The organism is Paenibacillus planticolens (assembly GCF_013141725.1).
In the GTDB taxonomy this organism is placed as follows: Bacteria; Bacillota; Bacilli; order Paenibacillales; family NBRC-103111; genus Paenibacillus_E; species Paenibacillus_E planticolens.
In genome coordinates, this window is sequence record NZ_WHNZ01000018.1 from 68,247 (window position 1) to 86,690 (window position 18,444).

The window sequence follows — 18,444 nt, forward strand, 5'->3', positions numbered from 1 at the left end:
CAAAGTTCCTCCTAATCATAAAAACAAGTAACCCTATCAGAGGTAGTTTGACTGAATTCTAATCCATTCTTCTGTCCGAGAAATACCCTCTTCAAGCGAAACTTGGGGCTCCCAATCTAGTAATCGCTTAGCTTTGGTTGAATTGCACAACAATTTCTGAATTTCGCTTTGAGGGTGAATATGAGGAACATGCTTAATCCTAGCTTCATCCTTAACAATAAGTAATGCCAATTCGTTAATAGAGATATCTCGCCCTAGTCCTGCATTTACAATTTGTCCATTTACAGTATTTGAGTATCCCGCTTCAACTACGAACCGTGCACAATCTTCTACAAAAAGCAAGTCTCGAGTCTGAGTACCTTCACCATAAATATTTAATTCTTTACCTGCTAACTTATTATTAAGGAAAATGGCAACAACGCCACCCTCCCCCCCAGTTTTTTGATAAGGTCCATAGGTATTAAATGGGCGAATTACAACAACTGGTAAACCATATGCATAATAATATGAAAGCACCATGTTTTCAGCGGCTATTTTAGCGCCTGCATAAGGGGATGCGGGTTTAGTTGGGTGATACTCTGTAATGCCTGTTTCATCAGTACAGCGATCATAGACCATGCAGGTACTCATAAATACAACTTTTACGTTGTGCTTACGACATTGCTCCATAATATTAAAAGTTCCTACTGTATCATTATAAAAAGTAGTGCTAGGGTTATCTATCGAATCCTGTACGTTAATCGAAGCACCTAAGTGATAACAAATGTTAAATTGGTTTGCTCCAAATAAATTACTAAGTAACACCTCATCTTTGATATCTCCGATCACTATCTCTTTAAATCCAGGGTGTTCTTGAAATTCTTTAACGTTTTCTTTGCTTCCATTTGAAAAGTCGTCAAGTATCCATACATTATGACCATCTTCTAATAATCTTTTTAATACCCACCTACCAATAAAGCCAGCTCCACCAGTTAGTATAACGTTCATGTTAGCATAACTCCTTACTTATTGTTTTATTCAAAAAGGTCCCATGTCAGAGGAGTGCCCTTCTTCACATTCTTAGAGATACGTTTACCTAATAATGTTTCATAATACTGTGGTGATAAACCAAACCCTGGCCTAATAGCACGCATATTTTTTTCAGTCAATCTCTCGCCAGCATCTATGTCTTGAGCAATATATAAAGAACGCCTAAATTGCATGGATTTCAACTCTGCTTGAAGAGGACCATAAGCAACCGTACCTAATGCACGCCAAGCTCGTTCGGTCTCAATAACTAATGACTTCATCTCATGAGGCTCCATTGAAAAAGTAGCATCAACTCCACCATCAGCTCTATTTAATGTAAAATGCTTTTCAATTACAGTTGCTCCTAATGAAATACTAGCAATCCCAACACCCACTCCTAACGTGTGATCCGACAAACCGACTTGACAATCAAACATTTGGCTCATATGCGGTATAGTATTAATATTTGAATTTTCAGGTGATGAGGGATAGGTGCTAGTGCATTTAAGAAGAATTAAATTTTTACACCCTGCTTCTTTAGCAGTTCTGACTGAAAGATCAAGCTCTGCTAATGTTGCCATTCCTGTTGATATAATCATCGGTTTACCCGTTGAGGCTACCTTACGAATTAAAGGTATATCACCGTTTTCAAAAGAAGCAATTTTATACATTGGTACATTCAGATCTTCGAGAAAATCTACAGCAGTTTCGTCAAAAGGGGTGCTGAAGCAAATTATTCCTAGTTTTTTGCATCGTTCTATAATAGAAGCATGCCATTCCCATGGAGTGTAGGCTTGTTTATACAAATTATATAATGAGTTCCCTCTCCATAAACTTTCTTTATCTTGTATGTAGAAATCGCCTTCATCCAAGTCAAGTGTCATTGTCTCCGGTGTATATGTCTGTAGTTTCAGAGCATCTACACCACAAGCAGCAGCTGCATCAACTATTTGCAAAGCTTTTTCTAAAGACTGATTATGATTACCTGACATCTCTGCTATAATAAAAGGACGCACATCACTACCAATTTTTCTATTATCTACAGTGAATGTTTTCATCATCCTGTCCTCCTATATCAGTATTAATTGCTCTTCCTGCTATTAGTCTAATAGGTGTATTCCAACCATTCAGCATTAAGTGAAGGTACTTTTCTTTATCTTTGGAATAATGAAAACTCCCCTGTCCAGATTGTTTGATTCCCTTCAACTTTCCATCGCGAATAATTGACCACTGGGAGTAAAACAAATTCTCAATACATTTAGATAATGCTTCATAAGTTGAACTAAGGGTTTCTTCATCTGAGAATTCAATTTCCTTCTGAACAAGAATGTCTCCAGTATCAATACCTGTATCCATATAATGAATAGAAACCCCTTTGGGTGTATCCTCCAAAAAGCTCCACAAATTTGGGTCTGCTCCCCGATTCCATGGGAGTAGCGAAATATGTAAATTTATTATCCTGTTCTTATATTTTTCTATAAGGTCAGGTTTTATTATATATCGGTATCCATAACTAATAATCCAATCTACAAGTATTGGATCATCAGATTTTAATTTTCCATCAAGAATTGTCACTTGATCTCCGTTAGATTCAAGGAATTTTACTACCTGTTCACGATAAGGACCAAGTAACAAAATGTGCAAAATAATCCCCCCATCAAACTGCAAATAAACATTTTAGTACTCTTGTTACACCTAACCCATCTACAATGTCAACACACTTACTACTCGATGCAAGTATCCATTCATCATTAAGCAGTGCATCTATATATGCATTTTGGATTTCTTTTTTTTCCACACTTCCACTGTGCCCCAGATACTTATCAAAACTATAATAATGGGCAGTTTTAGCTATTTCCACTTGGTTGCTGGCGTTGGTAATCACTAGAGCCGGCAGACCCATACAATATCTTTCCCAAGTAATTGTGCCGCCAGAACATATAGCAAAATAACTTTCGGCCATGATTTGAGCCATATTTGAAACCTGTACATGAAGCTTAAAATTGGGGGTATGGCTGCAAATATCTTTTATCTCCCTAATGTATGGGTTATTTTTCCCAACGACAATAATAATAGTATTGGCTAAATGTGCGAACTCTAGTAAAGAATTCAGAACATACATTGTTTCATTAGTCGGATCTGTACCACCAAAAGTCACCAAAACCTGCTTAGATTCATTTGCCGATTTGATAGGTCCCAATCTATTGAACCGAAACTCTTCTCTAAGAAGAGAATATTTCGGTCCTAATAATTTCACGCAATCTTTACTAACTAGATTATTGTAACGTCCTTTTAGATCTATGTATAAATTTTGGTCAAGCAGCAAATCACAAAAATGCTTTCTATTCGCTAAATCATCTATTACCATAACTTTTTCAACATATAGTGAAGCATACCGTTCCCAAGATTCGTCCAAAGAATAATGATCAACAATTAACCAATCCACTTTTTCTTCAAAGAAACAATGGCTATTATCAAATTGATCCTTGTTATTAATAAGGATTATTTCGTAACCTTTAGCATTAATGAATTCGTTAATATTCCCTTCCCCATCAGAACACATGAATGTAATATGTACATTATGTTTTTTAAGTTCATCAGCAAGCACCAAGCATCGCATTACATGTCCTGTACCAATAATAAGGGAAGAATCCGCTCTAAATAATACTCTCATTCCCGGTTCTTCCCATCAGTTTCGAGCTTCTTTTGTTCCACATTGTTATTAATAAAAACGAGAGACGGATCTTCCTGAAAAACATTTAAAATATCTTTCAAGCCAAACCACCTAGATATACCGTTTAATCTTTCATAAACAGTAGAAATAAGCTTCCAATCTTCTATGGTATCTAATGTCCATCGATGAAATGAATGGTCCTTATCTGAGAAATACGAATACGTTGAGAACATTTCCGGATGTTGATACAAATAAGGTGTAACATGCTCTCTATGTTCAGGATGAACAGCTTCCTTGTACGTTTTACGCAATGCAGCAATTGTAAAGATCTCCGCATCTAGCCCACGCGGAAAAGTTCTATTCATAAAATTACTTGCATAATCGACATTTTTCTCATGGAATTTTTGAATTAACGTATCTACGATGTCAGGGTCAATAAACGGGCAATCTGAGGTGACACGAACAATTGAATCAACATGAAAATATTCAGAAGCTTCATAATATCTTGAGAGGACATCGTATTCATCCCCGCGGTAATAAAAAACCCCTAGACGTTTAGCTTCATCTACAATTAAATCGTCTTCTGGAAGTGTTGTTGTAGCGATTATAATACAATCCACTAATTTACACATAGATATTCTCTCAACAACATGTGATAATATTGTTTTATTCCCCAACAACCGAAGTACTTTTCCAGGTAATCTAGTTGAACCCATTCTTGCTTGAATAACAACCGCTGTCTTCATAAAATCACTCGACCTTATAGTTTATTTAACATTTAGATTAAGTTTTGACAGTCCAGCAATGTATGCAGTTCTGATTTAGTCATAGGCTTCTGTATTTCTGAACTATAACTCTTTTGCTGAGCCAGAGTAGCTCCTTCATATTCTTTAAAATCTTTTATAAACATATTCCTAATCATAAACATATCGTTAAACTCATAAGCATGCTGGGATTCCTCTTCTGTCATTAGCTCTTCAAACATTTTCTCACCAGGTCTTAAGCCGATCTCTTTTATAGATATTTCGTTTTGAGAGATACCAAGTTTCAGGGATACCTTAGGAACTAATACATCGACCAGGTCTTTTAATAAAACTACTGGCATTTTTAAAACGAAAATCTCTCCACCTTGTGATCGTTTCATTGCTTCAATTGTTAAATCAGTCGCTTGCTGTAAGGACATCATGAATCTGCTCATACTTAAATTAGTTACCGTTATTTCTCGTTTGTTTTCTATTTGCCATTTAAAAAGAGGAATAACAGATCCACGAGATCCCATCACGTTCCCAAATCTTACAGCAGCAAAGGTGGTTTCCTTAGAACCCGTTTGATTTTGCGCAGCTGCAATCAGTCGTTCCGCCATAAGCTTTGATGCTCCATATGTATTTATAGGAGCTATTGCTTTATCAGTGCTTGTAAATATGGTTTTCTTGACACCCGTATTTAATGAGGATTGGATTACATTTTGTGTTCCAATAATATTTGTTTGTACTGCTTCAAAAGGATTGTACTCACAAGATGGAACATGTTTCATGGCAGCTACATGAAAGACATAATCTATATCTTGCATTGCCCTCTCTACCCTTGCCAAATCTCTAACATCACCAATAAAATAACGTATATTTTTATATTCCGAAAAAAGCTGCTGGAGCTCAAATTGCTTATATTCATCTCTACTTAGAATTCGGACAACTGCTGGCTTGTCTTTTAAAATAGTTTTTAGTAAGCTTACTCCTATAGTTCCTGTTCCTCCGATAATTAACACTTTCTTATTATTAAAGTATCCTTCCAGTTTGATTGCCCTCCTTACTCTATTGTCTTTTGAAATTATTGTTTTTCTAAAAGATACATTTGGTCTATGTTCATATCCTTTAAATACGGGTATTTAACTTCTTTAACAAGCTTTAAATTATCAAACCGCTTTATAAACAGTTCTGAAAAATTAGTTTTCCACATTTTATTACCATTTCCACGGTAATCAATTTCTTCATAATGATCCGAGTAATACTCAAAACCCCATATATACTTTTTACTTACGCGAACCATCTCTTCCATTGCTATATATATATCCTTTGGAGAAATATGTATCAAGACACCACTTGTATATACTAAATCAAAAAAATTATCTTTAAAAGGCAAATCAAAAGCTGAACCTTGTAAGATATTAATATTTCTAGTAGAGGCTTTTGCTTTCTCGATAGCATATTCTTGCAGTTCGATGCCAAATAAATTAGTGTAACCTGCAGCTTGTAAGCAAGCCAATTGATTCCCTGTGTTACAACCGACCTCCAAGACCCCTGAAATATCCAACATCCCTAAAAATTGTTCATTCATTTCAGTGCGAGAAACACCAAACTGTTGGTTATAGAACTCATCGAGTTCTTTTGGGTTATACGTATTCCTATCTGTATAATTAGCTCCGAAATGTCCAATCCAAAAATTCATTTGTTCTGTTTCCATACCTCTTCACACCCCGGAATTCTTTACTTTTGCTACTTCCTTAGAGAACAGTTCACAATAATCCATGTGAGTTAAACATTCGTAGATATATTTGCCGAAAACATCCAATAATAATCTTGCTTTTTTAATAGGATCATTGCATTGTTTAATTTCTGGAGATGCTTTTAATAACATGTCAAACTGAACACGATTCATCGGTTGAACGTAAACTTTATAGTAGTCATTGTTAATAATTTTATTTATTAACTTATCCCATTTTGGGAATAATTGGTTTATTAATGGGCTATTATTGCTTTTAATTAAAGAATCGAAACGCTTTAAAATATCCACTGCGTCTTGGAACATTCTCTTTACTAAAAGTAGCTCTTTTTCCATCTCTCTAATAAATCGAGAAATTTCAGACTGATTATACGTCGTTTTCCTACTTGTATACCAATGTTCTAGTCCAATTGTATTATTTTCAATATTTTTCATTACCTCATAGAGTGCCATAAAAGTAGTTCCTTCAATATGAGCTCCACCCTGCGTTGTATTTATAATTGATTTATTTTTATAAGTGGAAATTAGCATCTCCATATGCAAACGCATCATATTTAAATTCCGCATAGTGGGTATATTTTCACCATTCACACTTCTTACCCAAATATAGTCTGCCTGCTCAGCCTCTGATACCTCAGTACTACGAAGCTTGTATTCAATGCCTTTACTATAGAATTGATTATTTCGAATTGCCAGGTTCTGTCCCACTAAAATAATCGGGCTGCAGCCTAACTTAAGTAAAATTTCGAGCGTTACAACGGCAATTGAAGGAGCATCTGTTACAAACTTTTCTTCTTTAAAAATGCTTTCCTTCTGTAAATAGTGTCTAGAAACACTATCTTGACTTGTAATAGCGTGTACTTTAGGCCCAGGGTATTGAGTCAATACCTCGTAATAAACGGAACTTCCAAAAATAAGAGGAATTGAATCAATTTTTTTCTCGACTATTTCCTGATAAACAAGTTTGTTATGAGGATTCGGGTCATATGTGCATAACGCATCAGGAATAATATTGTGAGAAAGCAACACTTTATTAGCGGAGCCAACAGCAAAAATAAAGGCCTGCCGATGCTTTGCAATCTCTTTAAGATGTAATATTTCTTCTTCCAGAGAAGGTCCTGCTGAAACAATAATAACTGGCTTCGAATTAAATACTTCCGAGTATTCAAATATATTGGGACTGTTCAATACAAATTTAAAATTATTGGCACTGTTTAAAACCCACAGTTTTTCAAATGCATGGTTGGCATTAATTGTTCCCCGAAAATTTGTAACTACTTCCGTAAATTTATTCATAAAAGTGGTCGTTTGATTCTCAAAATACCTATCATAGGATGGAAGTGTTATAATTAGTACTTCGCCAGTTAACGATTTGAGAAACTCTCCGATATAATAAGAGATGTTATCTTCATTTGTTTGTAAGATGATGTTTTGAATTTGCTTGAAGTTCCAGCCTTTTAATGATCTATGACTTAACCATTGGTATGCAAATGTAAGGTTTGGCTCATAGAGTGTAACTGGTACATCTTTATATTTATTAAGAAATGCCTCAACATGATAGCCCAATCCTATACCATAAAAAAACACATGGTCGTAATTAGAAACTTCGTCCTCATATTTTGAAATGATGTTCTCTGCTTCTTTTCTAGGATCATATTGACTATGGATATATTGCTTCCTCTCCTCGATTGATAGCATTGCTAGAGTAGGCAAATTATTTTTTGACATGGTTACTTCGGATTTGAAACTATTCTCATGAGGTTCAAGAGCCTTTAACACGGCTAAGACAGCTGGAAACTTCTCTCTGAGTGCCATAACATTGTCAGCTATAATCATATTGAACTTCCTCAATTTTCGTTATATTCGCTAATATACTTTTCAAAAAGCGTTTCTAATTCGTACTCAATAAGATCCCCTATCAAGCCAAAATCCTTTACTTCCAGAGCTTCACCTAATTCTGAAATTATCTTACTTAATGTATTAATTACTTGATACGTCTCTATCTGTGAGTTCTTATTTAAATAGGATAACTTCTGAAAGGCTGTCATAAGCCATTCAAGTCCCTCCATCAGTAATGAAAATTGCACCCAAGTCTCACTTTTAGGGCCTTGATGGAATTGCTTAGCTAGAATACGCAATTCGTCCTTTGCTCTCTTTAAGTATGATTGAATAGCAAGCAATACATCCTTAGTAATCTCTGCTTCTGGTTTCATTATTACTTGCACCTCATTCATATCCTTACTAACTTTAATCCAAATCTCTTCATCAATTTCTTCGAATAATTGACCATCTACAAGAATATGACTAAAAACCAGAGATTTACTCTCAGCGAGATTCTCAATTAAAGTGAATAAATTAGTATAAGAAAGATCGTTATTCTCAAAGTTCCAAATTTCATCATTAATCGTAAGCTTCATATGCTGCCCCCTAATTTAACATTCCTAGTATTATCTATATCGGTATTTAAGGTATATAAATGTAGATTTACTATAGTTTTTAAAGTTTTCTTTTAAAAAAGTGTTACTTCAAGACTAAAAAAAGAGGTCCCCATCTTAGGGAACCCCTTTTCTATCTTAATATTAACGCAGCAGTTGAAGTACGCCTTGTGGTTGTTGGTTAGCTTGTGCAAGCATAGCTTGTGCAGCTTGAGAGAGAATGTTGTTTTTCGTGAAATCCATCATTTCTTTTGCCATATCAACATCACGGATACGGGATTCAGCTGAAGTCAAGTTCTCAGAAGCTGTTTGCAAGTTGTTGATTGTATGCTCCAAACGGTTTTGTACTGCCCCCATTTTGGAACGTGTAGCGGATACGTTTTTGATAGCAGAATCCAAAGAAGTCAAAGCTTGGGATGCACTACTTGCTGTGGAGATATCTACAGCGGACAATCCAAGAGCAGCTGTACGCATATCGCCGATTCCGAAGCTAATCGTTTGACCGCGGTTTGCACCAATTTGGAATGTTACACCACCATTACCAGTAGCTTCGGTTTGTGCTTGACTCAAACCAAGATCTTGAACGAACGATTTTCCTGTTTTATCAGAAAGAACGAGTGGCCCATTCTCATTTGTTACTAAAAGTCTACCATCGGAGCTTACATTTACTTGGACATCTGTGATGAATCCTTCTTGACCGGAAGTCAATTTGGATACTCCGTTTGCACCGGAAATTGCATTATTGATAGCTGTTTGCAATTTAAGAGCAACACTAGCCATAGTATCATTACTTCCGATACCTGAAATAGTAATCTCCATATTAGTACCTGCAAGCTTCATCATGAACGTTGATCCACTTGCAATCGCAGTACCGTTGTAGTTTGTAGTACCAGCAGCAGATGTACCGCCAGCTGCACCCATGATTTTATCATTTAGGACTGCATTTGCAGTAAGGCTAGTATCAATACTGGAATCGATACCTTTTGATCCACTTTCAAGAACTAGTTTGCCAGCAGTATCAACGTATCCAGTGATGTGAGCAACATTCTTACCGGATGCATCGATTGCTTCATTGATTTTTTGTACAATCAAATCTTTAGCTTTGTTTTGAGTGCTAGTATCAGTCGAGATACCTTTCAGAACATTTCTCTCATCAGTAGTTAGGTTCTGCCATTGAACTTTAATCTCTGAACCATCAATTTTGATAGTTTCTTCGATAAAGTTAGCATCCGCCGGTTTACCAGAGGCCATAGTACCGGAACCTGTTGCTTTTCCGGCAGTCAGTTTAGCGATTTGTGCACCTGTTGTTGTATCAACAGCAACATTCGCGCCACCAGCAGATTTCAAGTTACCATTCAACAACTTCTGAGTATTGAACTCAGTTGTGTTACCGATACGGTCGATTTCGTCTTTCAGCTGTTTAACCTCTTCTTGAAGAGCTGCACGGTCGTCAGCTGTGTTCGTTCCGTTTGCGGATTGGTCAGCCAATTCGCGCATACGTTGAAGGATGGAGTGAGTTTCGTTCAATGCACCCTCAGCTGTTTGGATCAAGGAGATACCGTCTTGAGCATTCTTAGCAGCCATATCCAAACCACGGATTTGTGCTCTCATTTTCTCGGAGATTGCTAGACCTGCTGCATCGTCGCCAGCGCGGTTGATGCGAAGACCGGAAGACAATTTCTCAAGGGATTTGCTTGCTGCTGCTGTGTTACCAGTCAATTGACGGTGAGTGTTCGCTGCTGCGATATTGTGATTAATTCTCATTTTTCTTCCTCCTGAAGGTTCGTTTGATCCACGTCCATGTGGATTTATTTGTAGGTTTACAAGCAGGTCGGCCGCCCAGCTTGTTGTCCCAATGATATATATATCGTCTAAGCGTTTCCCAAAGTTTATAGCTAAAATAAAAAAAATGTCGACTTGTGGCCGACACTTTCATTTATTTGGATCTATTCATTAGTTTACTTAGGTTCATTGGACTAATTGAACTAGCTGTAGCTTCTTTATTCGACTCCTGGATTTGCTGAAATATTTCCTTTCGAAACACTTCTACTTGCTTCGGAGCCTTTATGCCGACACGAATCGTGTCACCTTCGCTGCCAAGTATGACAATTTCAATTTGATCGCCGATCATGATCGACTCGCCTTTTTTCCTAGCCAGAACCAGCATGCTCCTCACCCCTCCACTTGCGCTGCTTCACCCAACACAATTTCATGTTTGACGTTATATTCAGAATCATGCAGAATAACTTGCTTAGCCATCTTCGATTTCACATTCCAAATGATCGGAGCCAAAAGATTCAAAGTAAATTTAGTAAAATCACTGTTTACCGTAACGACAGACCAGACGATAACATCATCAGCTGTCTCAATTTTTAATTCCTCCAGTAAGCTATCGGATAGATGAATGTCATACTCTTTGAAAAATAGAAAAGGATCCGTTACAAGAAATGAAAGATCGCCGTTCTGAACGGACTGAATGTATGAGAATGGAGCGCTATCTTCAGGTTGAACCAAAGTAAACTTTGTTAACCCCTCGAATCCTGGAACACCTTGCGTAAATGTAACAACTTCGGACTCTTGAACGTCTAACTCGCCAAAGAACAAAGTAGAAATGTGCATGTCTCAAGCTCCTTCAATACATTTTAAAATAAAAAAAGCCATAGAAATCATCTATAGCCTGATTATAACGCTTTATGTTCTGAAATCAATTTGTGGCGGTGTAATTTCTACCTTAGGGTACTGCCGCATATAAATGTCAAGTTTCCCGCGAGTGTAGTCAATCTCGGGATTATTCACTTGAGCATTCACGTTGATTTTACCATCCGTAACGTTTATTTCTGCTTTGTGCGCAGTATATGTAATATCGACATTATCGTAGCCTGCTTCGCCATAATAATCAAACTGCGGACGACTGATGCTTAAGTCTTTTGCAATTTCAGCAATCGCATTCCCACCCAAGTGGATAGCTGCCATGCGATTACCGTCTTCAACCCGGCGGGCAATGCCTTGCATCGCAATCTCGTGGCACTGAGAATAAATCCGGCTTAAAGCCGTGAGGATTGGACCTTGGCCTAGTGCGTCCCAAGCGCGGCTTTGATCAATTTCAAGCTCGCCCCTCGGCTGACGGATATCTAGTTTAGGCCGTTCCACTTGCATCTCATACGTAGCACGCGGCTGCCTGATGTCCTGCTGCCCAAGGTCTGCGTCGATCCCGATGAGAGCCGGCTGCTGGCTTATTTGTATTTGAGGAATACTAGGCATCACAACCGCCTCCTATTTGAGATTATTAGCGAAGGAAATCCACTAGCGTTGGTACAATAACTTTAGATCCTGCAGACAATGAGGCTTGATATACATTTTCTTCCATTTTTAAGTTGGTTATAACAAGCGACATGTCCGCATCCTCCGTCTTGGACTGCAAACTTTGCAGGTTAATGCCAATATCCTTGAGGCGATCCTCGGCAAGCTGTACCCGGTTTGTTTTTGCCCCGATATCTGCCCTAGCCCCTAGAACTCCGCTCATTCGTGCATCCATGAGTTCAATTGACTTCTGAATACCTGACGTGTTGTTTGTCGATAACGAAGTAGACAGATCTTTTAATATCTGAAAAGCATTATTTTGCATGCCGGATGCACCAAACACCTGCTCGGCCGTCTTGTTCATTGCAATTTGAACGCCTGCGCCGATTTCGAACTTAATCTCGCCATTGTCCGTTACAGCATTAGCTGCATTATCTGGGTCAGGAAAAGGGGGTTTATCCGTAATTTGCCCATTGAAAATATACTTGCCGTTAAATTGGCTGTTCCCGATATTGGTCAACTGATTGTATAACTGATCAATCTCAATCTTCATCGCGTTCAGTGACTCTTCTGAATTTGTCCCATTGGCAGCAGCTACAGCCAGCTCACGCGCTCTTTGCATAACCTGCCCCGTCTGGTCCAACATGGTATCCGTATAATCTAAAAACGACACCGTAGCATCTACGTTTCTTTGATACTGGTCGTTAGTTTCGAGCTCACTGCGATAACGCATAGAGAAGCTGATTCCAACCGGATCGTCTGACGGCTTATTGATTCTGCGACCTGTTGAAAGCTGATCTTGCAGTTTATCCATCCGAGATAAATTCGTATTTAAATTGCGCAGCAATTGTGTATTGAGCATGCCTTGCGTAACGCGTAATGCCATCTTATTTCACCTCATATCAAGTGTGTCAAGCTACTATCTGCCTACCGTACCCATTGAATTGATAACTTTGTCAAGCATTTCATCGAAAGTTGTAAGGGCACGGGCTGCTGCGTTATAAGCGTGCTGATATTTAATCATGTCGGCCATCTCTTCATCCAAGGAAACACCGCTAACCGATTGGCGTCTAGCATCCACTTGATCAACGAGAATCTTCTGATTCGAAACCTGACGCTGTGCCTCTTGCGTCTGAACGCCAATTTCCGACACTACCGCGCGAAGGAATTCGTCGAATGTACCGCCATTTAGGATGATTTTGGTGACGCCCGAACCATCGAAGTTGTACTTCGTATTCTTAATGCCCGCGAGTTTCAATGCCAGCTCATTGTTACCTTTTACGACACGCTCTACACCGTTAGCATCTGTATATGTTTTACCGGAAGCGGCGATTCGCTCCACGTTATCCGTAATGTTCGAGCTTACCTGAACCGTTTCTGCAGCAGTGTTAAAATCAGCGATCGGTACGAAGAAGTCCCCTCCTTTGGTCGGAGGATCTTGCAGTGTATAACCTTGCTTATGCATGTCATTAACGGCTGTGACAATGGTAGAAACCATGGAGTTCAACTGATTCTTATATTCTGTGACGTAACGTTGATCAGACAGCATTAACCCGTAGAGCTCACCACTGTTCAAATCAGCCGGATATGCCGAACTAGCCAGAGCCTCATCAAACTCCGTTGGTGTGCTAGCAACAACAAGATCCTGATTCCCCATTTTTACATGGTAACCTCCAGATTCCTCTTGCACGGTAACATTGATGACCTTGGACAACCCGTCAACAAGCAAATCCCGTTGATCCCGAAGATCATTCGCGTTATTACCAAGGCCTTCGATTCGGAAAATTTCCGTATTTAGCTCGGCAATCTGCTTCAATGTCGTATTGACTTGTGTGACTTTAACAGTCATGTTGTCTTTCAAATCCGACCCTAGATCCTTCAATTGCTTCGCAGCGTGATTGAATGCATCCGTAACAGCAAGTGCACTTTCCTTAACAACAGCCCTTGTCTCCAGATTATCCGGCTGCTTGCTCAGCTCCTGCCACGCATTCCAGAAGTTATCGAGTACCTGGCGCAGACCTGTGTCCGACGGTTCGTTGATAATGGCTTCCAGCTTCTCCAATGTATCTTGGCGAACCGTCCATTCACCTAAACTTTTATTCTCATTCGCATATTGCTTATCTAGGAAAGCTTCACGAATCCGGCTCACCTCGGTAAACATAACACCTTGTCCCATTTGCCCCGGGATAGTCGAGCGCTGCAAGCTTAGTGCCTCAATGGGCTCTGCGGCAACCATTTTGACAACCTGGCGTGAAAAGCCAGGCGTGTTAGCATTGGCTACGTTATGTCCGGCCGTTGTCAATGCGGCTTGTTGTGTAAGGATCCCCCGCTTGGATATTTCAATTCCGCCAAAAGTCGATCTCATGATTTCCCTCTCCTATGCCCCATATGGTTATTCTGATTCTATCCAGACACTAGCCTCTTCGATCAAACATCCCAAGACGATTTCCGCTCTTTGCCTGATTCGGGTTCCTGTAAACAAGATCATCCTCCGGCGGGCCAATAACTAAATCAAGGGAGTAATTAACGAATGACAATGACTGCTCAATAAGCTGTTGATTAATGATGTTGTTCTGTTTCAATTCCTCTATCGTAGCAAGCAGCTTCTGTTGTGCATCCATCAGCGCTTGTTTCTCTTCAGCCTTAAAAATAACTTTGATTAAATCGCCGACCGTAATCTTGGGGTTAGGATTATATCCTCTCGATATTAAGTAGGAGCCGATGATTTGAATCCGTTGCTGATTCGCCTCTGCAATCGCTCTTACCCACTTGTTTTCTCGATTAACAATCATGTTCAATTGATCGATGTCATTGCTAACAAGAATCGGCGTTTTCACCTTGGCAAGCTCAAGCAATGCCTCATGCGCTTCTTGAAGCTTATCCATCGTTTCCAGCAAAGGCTGTATGGACATACGATCGTCACCTGCTTCTATCTTGGATGTATTTCCTTATTTCAGATAAGGAAGAATTTTTTCTGCTAATTTAGCCGCATCAACACGGTAAGTCCCCGCTGCCACTGATGATTTCAGTTGTTCAATGCGAAGCGTCTGCTCTTCCGTACGAGCTGTTCCTGAAGCCCCTAAGAGCTCTTTCGCTTCCGCCGAAATCTCCACTTGATCCTTCGGCTTGCCTTTCTTGCCGGCAGCTTGAGTATATGCGGAATCCCCTGCTTTTTTATAAGGATTAATCGCTCCGATTCGTTGATTTTCATTAATTTTCATACCCTAACAACTCCTATGTTCTCAGACCTAAAAAAACAAAATGCCGATAATCTTTAGATCTATTATCGGCATCTCTTATATGAAACTTTATATCTTTGCTGTCCTATTTCTAAATTAATGGCGGTCCCGTAAGCGTTCTTGAATCTTAAAGCTCACATTGCCGCCCCTCTCAGCCTGCTCCGCTCTCCGTCGCTCATCTTCTTCCGTATTCCTAACATCCTTCACAAGCTTCATCCGACAAGGTTCACAGATCGTATTCTCGCGAATCAAGGTCCCGCACACTTCACAAGGGTAAGCCATATTGGGAGCATGGACGATAGAAATTCGACCCTCACGAATAAATTTCGTAATCTGTTTGATGGATACGTCCGTAGCTTCGCTTAACTCATTTATGTTAGTACCTTTGTTTGCACGCAGATACTTCAGGCATTTATCGTACTGCTGCTCCAAGTCCTTTAAACAGTTCGGGCACACCTCAGCAAATCCCTTAACGAAAATCTTCCCACAACGTGGACAATTAGCGACATTCATGCCCATTATATGGCACCCCTTTCATTGTTCCCAAACACCCCATATTTAATTCCAGTTTACAGCAATACGACAACGTTTGCATATCACTATTTTTAAGACGTTCGCGTTTGTTATTCCTTCTACCTCGCCCATGTTATCCCGAATACTTTTACCGGCAGGCACTCAGATAAAACTTTAGCGCACTGATTCATAGTACTTCCGGTTGTGTAGACATCATCCACGATATATATGACGTACGAAGCTGCCTGATAGCTCGTAAATTGATCCAGGAACATCTCGTTCATCTCAAAAACATGCGCTAAATCGTCCAGCCGCTCACTCCTCTTCTTGAAGCTTTGTTTATCCGTATGTTTGGATCGATGAAGAAGAGTCACAACGGGAAGTCCGGTTATTCTGCCTAACTCGATAGCCATCTGCTCTGCTTGGTTAAAACCGCGTTCCAGCAACCTGCGCTCACTTACAGGTACGAATGTGATAAGCTCCTGAACAGGAATCGCCTCGATAATTCTTTTCTCCCTTTCATGTTGCAATAAGTGATAAGCATGGACGAGCATGCTGCCAATAACGGCTTTGAGCCGTTCGTCCCCTCGGTATTTGTAACGGGCTAAAAGCTCTTTCATCGTTTCATCATATCTTACCGCACTGCGGCTTTGCGAGAAATAAGCGTGCTGCCTTCTTTGACAGTCATAGCATACCTCCCCTCTTCCGCATATTTGGCAAAGCACTTCTCGAATCCAGGGAATCCGCGCATAACACGAATCGCAAAGCCCTAACTGCTCAAGTCGGATCAGCTTAGTCTGTTTACAAACTAGGCACTCCTTCTTCATAGAACTAAGCAGCGAATAGACCGCAATCCTCATTCCTTCCAGCCAAGCTCTCCAATCCCTCATTCATTTCCCCCTCTCAAAATAGCCCTGTTTGCGCGCGATGCGGTTCATTTTCTGTATTTGTCGAATAGCCTCCTTTTGTGAGTGAGTAAATTCTTTTGCTGCAAAATAAACCATTCCTGCCGGATCGTCTTTTGACCTGCCAGCCCGCCCTGCCATTTGAACGAGGGCTGCTTCATCAAATAACTTGGAGTCGGCATCCAGGATAAATACATCCGACTTGGGTACAGTGACTCCTCGTTCCAGAATCGTTGTTGTCACCAGCAATTGTAAGTCCCTGTTTCGAAAGCGTTGGACTTTTTCAGCACGAGCAGCGTCCTTCGATGAAGTTCCTTCGACACACACCGTGTTGCCTCCCTGATTTAACTTTGCCCTTAGCAAATTCACCATAGGCTCCACCAACTGTATGCTGGGAACAAAAACAAACAACTGTGCACCACGTTCAACGGAAACCAGCAGCTTTGCAAGCAACAAATTGGGTAAATTGCGAGACGGTATTAATTTATTTAGAGATGAGACAGCTATGCGCTCCGGAACCGGCAAGGGATTTTTGTGAAAACGCACCGAAACCCTTACGTGAGGCAATCGGCCACGCTCAGCTTCCTGCCTGGTGATTTTCGGCGGTGTAGCCGAAAGTAGAATATTAACACCACTTGGCTTGCAAACTTTTGCAGCCGCATAAGTAAGCATCGGATTGTTATGATAAGGAAAGGCATCAATCTCATCGATAATAACGAGGTCGAATGCCTCATGAAACCGAATAAGCTGATGCGTCGTAGCGATCGTGATTACCCCCTGCTCCCATCGCTGCTGGCTGCCGCCATAAAGCGTCACTACACTACAACCGCTAAAAGCTCGCGCAATTCGAGGCTGCAGCTCCAGCACCACGTCTTTGCGCGGGGTTGCGATGAGGACACGTCCTCCATTGGCCACTGTATGATGAACGAGGGGAAATATCATTTCTGTCTTACCGGCGCCGGTAACCGCCCAGATCAGAAACCGCCGGGGAGCTTGAGATAGCGGTGATTTCCCAACTTTAGACTTCTCGCCGCATATAAAGCGCAGCCCTTCCAGAGAAGCCCGAGCCTGAGCTTCACTAAGCCCCCAGGGTTCGATATAGGCTTGAAGATTCTCCTGAGCTAGGCCTTCGTCAGCAAACTTTTGTTCCGGTAGAGACTTAATACGGTTATCCCTTGGTATACCAAGAATAAGCAGCGAGCAAAATCTGGTCCGCCCCATGGTCAAACAAGCCTCGCAGTAAGGACAATCTTGTCCGCAATGCTGACATGACGCCCAAAACATCTGCTCATCCGAGCTGCCGCACCGCCTGCAGCAATAAGCCATCCTCGTCCTAAACATCCTTCCCCAGTCTCGGAACTCTTCCATTCGAAGACCGTTCTCCAACGTTACATCACCGTTAAGGTGAGCAAGCTGAAGATAGCTCGGCCACGCTTCTCCAACGCCAAGCCCAATGCCCGATGCTTCCAACAGCTGCTCAAATTCTTCAATAAGCAGCGCCCTTCCGGTGCAAGCTGCTACAAGTTTGGCATAGACCTCCGAGTCTAACTTCACCTTCGGAACCTTTTCTTGCTTCAGCATCTCAGATGAATTTTTCCCCATTTCAAAAGACTCACTATTCCGCAGACCGCATTCTTTCGCTACATGACGAAAATGATGCAGCATTCCCTTATCATTCTCCCCTACCAGCACTGAACTAGCAGAACTGAGCTTGTGCAGCATTCGCACACCTTGCCCTAACGAAATAAAAGGTTCGAACAGTACGAGGCCGGCGTCGGCTGCGTATTGCTCGAACCAATATTGAATGTCCGTCATAGGGTGAATAGTCAAATGCCATTCCCACTCTTTATTCAAACAAACTGCGTAAAGTT

Annotated in this window: 20 protein-coding genes; all 20 read right to left on the bottom strand. The window is 40.4% G+C overall.

Annotation, left to right across the window (positions count from 1 at the left end; all coding sequences use genetic code 11):
* Window positions 1–36: 36 nt before the first annotated feature.
* The 20 genes from GC097_RS10715 to GC097_RS10810 all read right to left on the bottom strand — a co-directional run bounded on the left by GC097_RS10715 (window position 37) and on the right by GC097_RS10810 (window position 18,388).
* Entirely contained in the window at window positions 37–987 is a 951-nt protein-coding gene (locus GC097_RS10715) for a dTDP-glucose 4,6-dehydratase (RefSeq protein WP_171683325.1), read from the bottom strand.
* A gap of 26 nt (window positions 988–1,013) precedes the next feature.
* Window positions 1,014–2,066: a pseudaminic acid synthase gene (pseI, locus tag GC097_RS10720; protein WP_376768379.1), complete on the bottom strand. Its 1,053-nt coding sequence runs from the start codon at window positions 2,064–2,066 to the stop codon at window positions 1,014–1,016.
* Entirely contained in the window at window positions 2,044–2,652 is a 609-nt protein-coding gene (locus tag GC097_RS10725) for a formyltransferase family protein (protein WP_171683327.1), read from the bottom strand. Before GC097_RS10725 ends, pseI begins: the two co-directional genes overlap by 23 nt.
* A gap of 13 nt (window positions 2,653–2,665) precedes the next feature.
* Window positions 2,666–3,682 carry a UDP-2,4-diacetamido-2,4,6-trideoxy-beta-L-altropyranose hydrolase gene (gene pseG, locus GC097_RS10730; RefSeq protein ID WP_171683328.1) on the bottom strand — a complete coding sequence of 339 codons (1,017 nt, stop codon included), beginning with the start codon at window positions 3,680–3,682 and terminating at the stop codon, window positions 2,666–2,668.
* Window positions 3,679–4,428, bottom strand: a complete 750-nt coding sequence (locus GC097_RS10735) for a cytidylyltransferase domain-containing protein (protein WP_171683329.1) — start codon at window positions 4,426–4,428, stop codon at window positions 3,679–3,681. Before GC097_RS10735 ends, pseG begins: the two co-directional genes overlap by 4 nt.
* 32 nt (window positions 4,429–4,460) lie before the next feature.
* A complete protein-coding gene (locus tag GC097_RS10740) occupies window positions 4,461–5,474 on the bottom strand; it encodes an SDR family NAD(P)-dependent oxidoreductase (protein ID WP_171683356.1) in 1,014 nt (337 codons plus the stop codon).
* Between the two features lie 35 nt (window positions 5,475–5,509).
* Window positions 5,510–6,142, bottom strand: a complete 633-nt coding sequence (locus tag GC097_RS10745) for a pseudaminic acid biosynthesis-associated methylase (protein WP_171683330.1) — start codon at window positions 6,140–6,142, stop codon at window positions 5,510–5,512.
* A gap of 6 nt (window positions 6,143–6,148) precedes the next feature.
* Entirely contained in the window at window positions 6,149–8,017 is a 1,869-nt protein-coding gene (locus tag GC097_RS10750) for a motility associated factor glycosyltransferase family protein (RefSeq protein WP_171683331.1), read from the bottom strand.
* A gap of 11 nt (window positions 8,018–8,028) precedes the next feature.
* Window positions 8,029–8,598, bottom strand: a complete 570-nt coding sequence (locus GC097_RS10755) for a DUF8042 domain-containing protein (protein ID WP_171683332.1) — start codon at window positions 8,596–8,598, stop codon at window positions 8,029–8,031.
* Window positions 8,599–8,760: 162 nt separating this feature from the next.
* Complete coding sequence (locus GC097_RS34705; protein WP_171683333.1) at window positions 8,761–10,380, bottom strand: flagellin N-terminal helical domain-containing protein; 1,620 nt, start codon at window positions 10,378–10,380, stop codon at window positions 8,761–8,763.
* A gap of 172 nt (window positions 10,381–10,552) precedes the next feature.
* Window positions 10,553–10,783 (bottom strand): carbon storage regulator CsrA, encoded by a 231-nt coding sequence (gene csrA, locus GC097_RS10765; RefSeq protein WP_171683334.1) that lies wholly within the window; start codon window positions 10,781–10,783, stop codon window positions 10,553–10,555.
* A 5-nt stretch (window positions 10,784–10,788) separates the two neighbouring features.
* Window positions 10,789–11,235, bottom strand: coding sequence for a flagellar assembly protein FliW (gene fliW / locus GC097_RS10770; RefSeq protein WP_171683335.1), 447 nt, complete (start codon window positions 11,233–11,235; stop codon window positions 10,789–10,791).
* A gap of 72 nt (window positions 11,236–11,307) precedes the next feature.
* Window positions 11,308–11,877, bottom strand: a complete 570-nt coding sequence (locus GC097_RS10775; RefSeq protein ID WP_171683336.1) for a DUF6470 family protein — start codon at window positions 11,875–11,877, stop codon at window positions 11,308–11,310.
* Between the two features lie 25 nt (window positions 11,878–11,902).
* Window positions 11,903–12,802: a flagellar hook-associated protein FlgL gene (gene flgL, locus GC097_RS10780; RefSeq protein WP_171683337.1), complete on the bottom strand. Its 900-nt coding sequence runs from the start codon at window positions 12,800–12,802 to the stop codon at window positions 11,903–11,905.
* A gap of 33 nt (window positions 12,803–12,835) precedes the next feature.
* Window positions 12,836–14,281 carry a flagellar hook-associated protein FlgK gene (gene flgK / locus GC097_RS10785; RefSeq protein ID WP_171683338.1) on the bottom strand — a complete coding sequence of 482 codons (1,446 nt, stop codon included), beginning with the start codon at window positions 14,279–14,281 and terminating at the stop codon, window positions 12,836–12,838.
* A gap of 49 nt (window positions 14,282–14,330) precedes the next feature.
* A complete protein-coding gene (locus GC097_RS10790; protein ID WP_171683339.1) occupies window positions 14,331–14,828 on the bottom strand; it encodes a flagellar protein FlgN in 498 nt (165 codons plus the stop codon).
* A 36-nt stretch (window positions 14,829–14,864) separates the two neighbouring features.
* Window positions 14,865–15,137 carry a flagellar biosynthesis anti-sigma factor FlgM gene (gene flgM, locus GC097_RS10795; protein ID WP_171683340.1) on the bottom strand — a complete coding sequence of 91 codons (273 nt, stop codon included), beginning with the start codon at window positions 15,135–15,137 and terminating at the stop codon, window positions 14,865–14,867.
* A 114-nt stretch (window positions 15,138–15,251) separates the two neighbouring features.
* Window positions 15,252–15,674, bottom strand: a complete 423-nt coding sequence (locus GC097_RS10800) for a TIGR03826 family flagellar region protein (protein ID WP_376768380.1) — start codon at window positions 15,672–15,674, stop codon at window positions 15,252–15,254.
* A gap of 113 nt (window positions 15,675–15,787) precedes the next feature.
* Complete coding sequence (locus GC097_RS10805; protein ID WP_171683341.1) at window positions 15,788–16,558, bottom strand: ComFC family protein; 771 nt, start codon at window positions 16,556–16,558, stop codon at window positions 15,788–15,790.
* A complete protein-coding gene (locus tag GC097_RS10810; protein WP_246294132.1) occupies window positions 16,559–18,388 on the bottom strand; it encodes an ATP-dependent helicase ComFA in 1,830 nt (609 codons plus the stop codon).
* Window positions 18,389–18,444 lie beyond the last annotated feature (56 nt).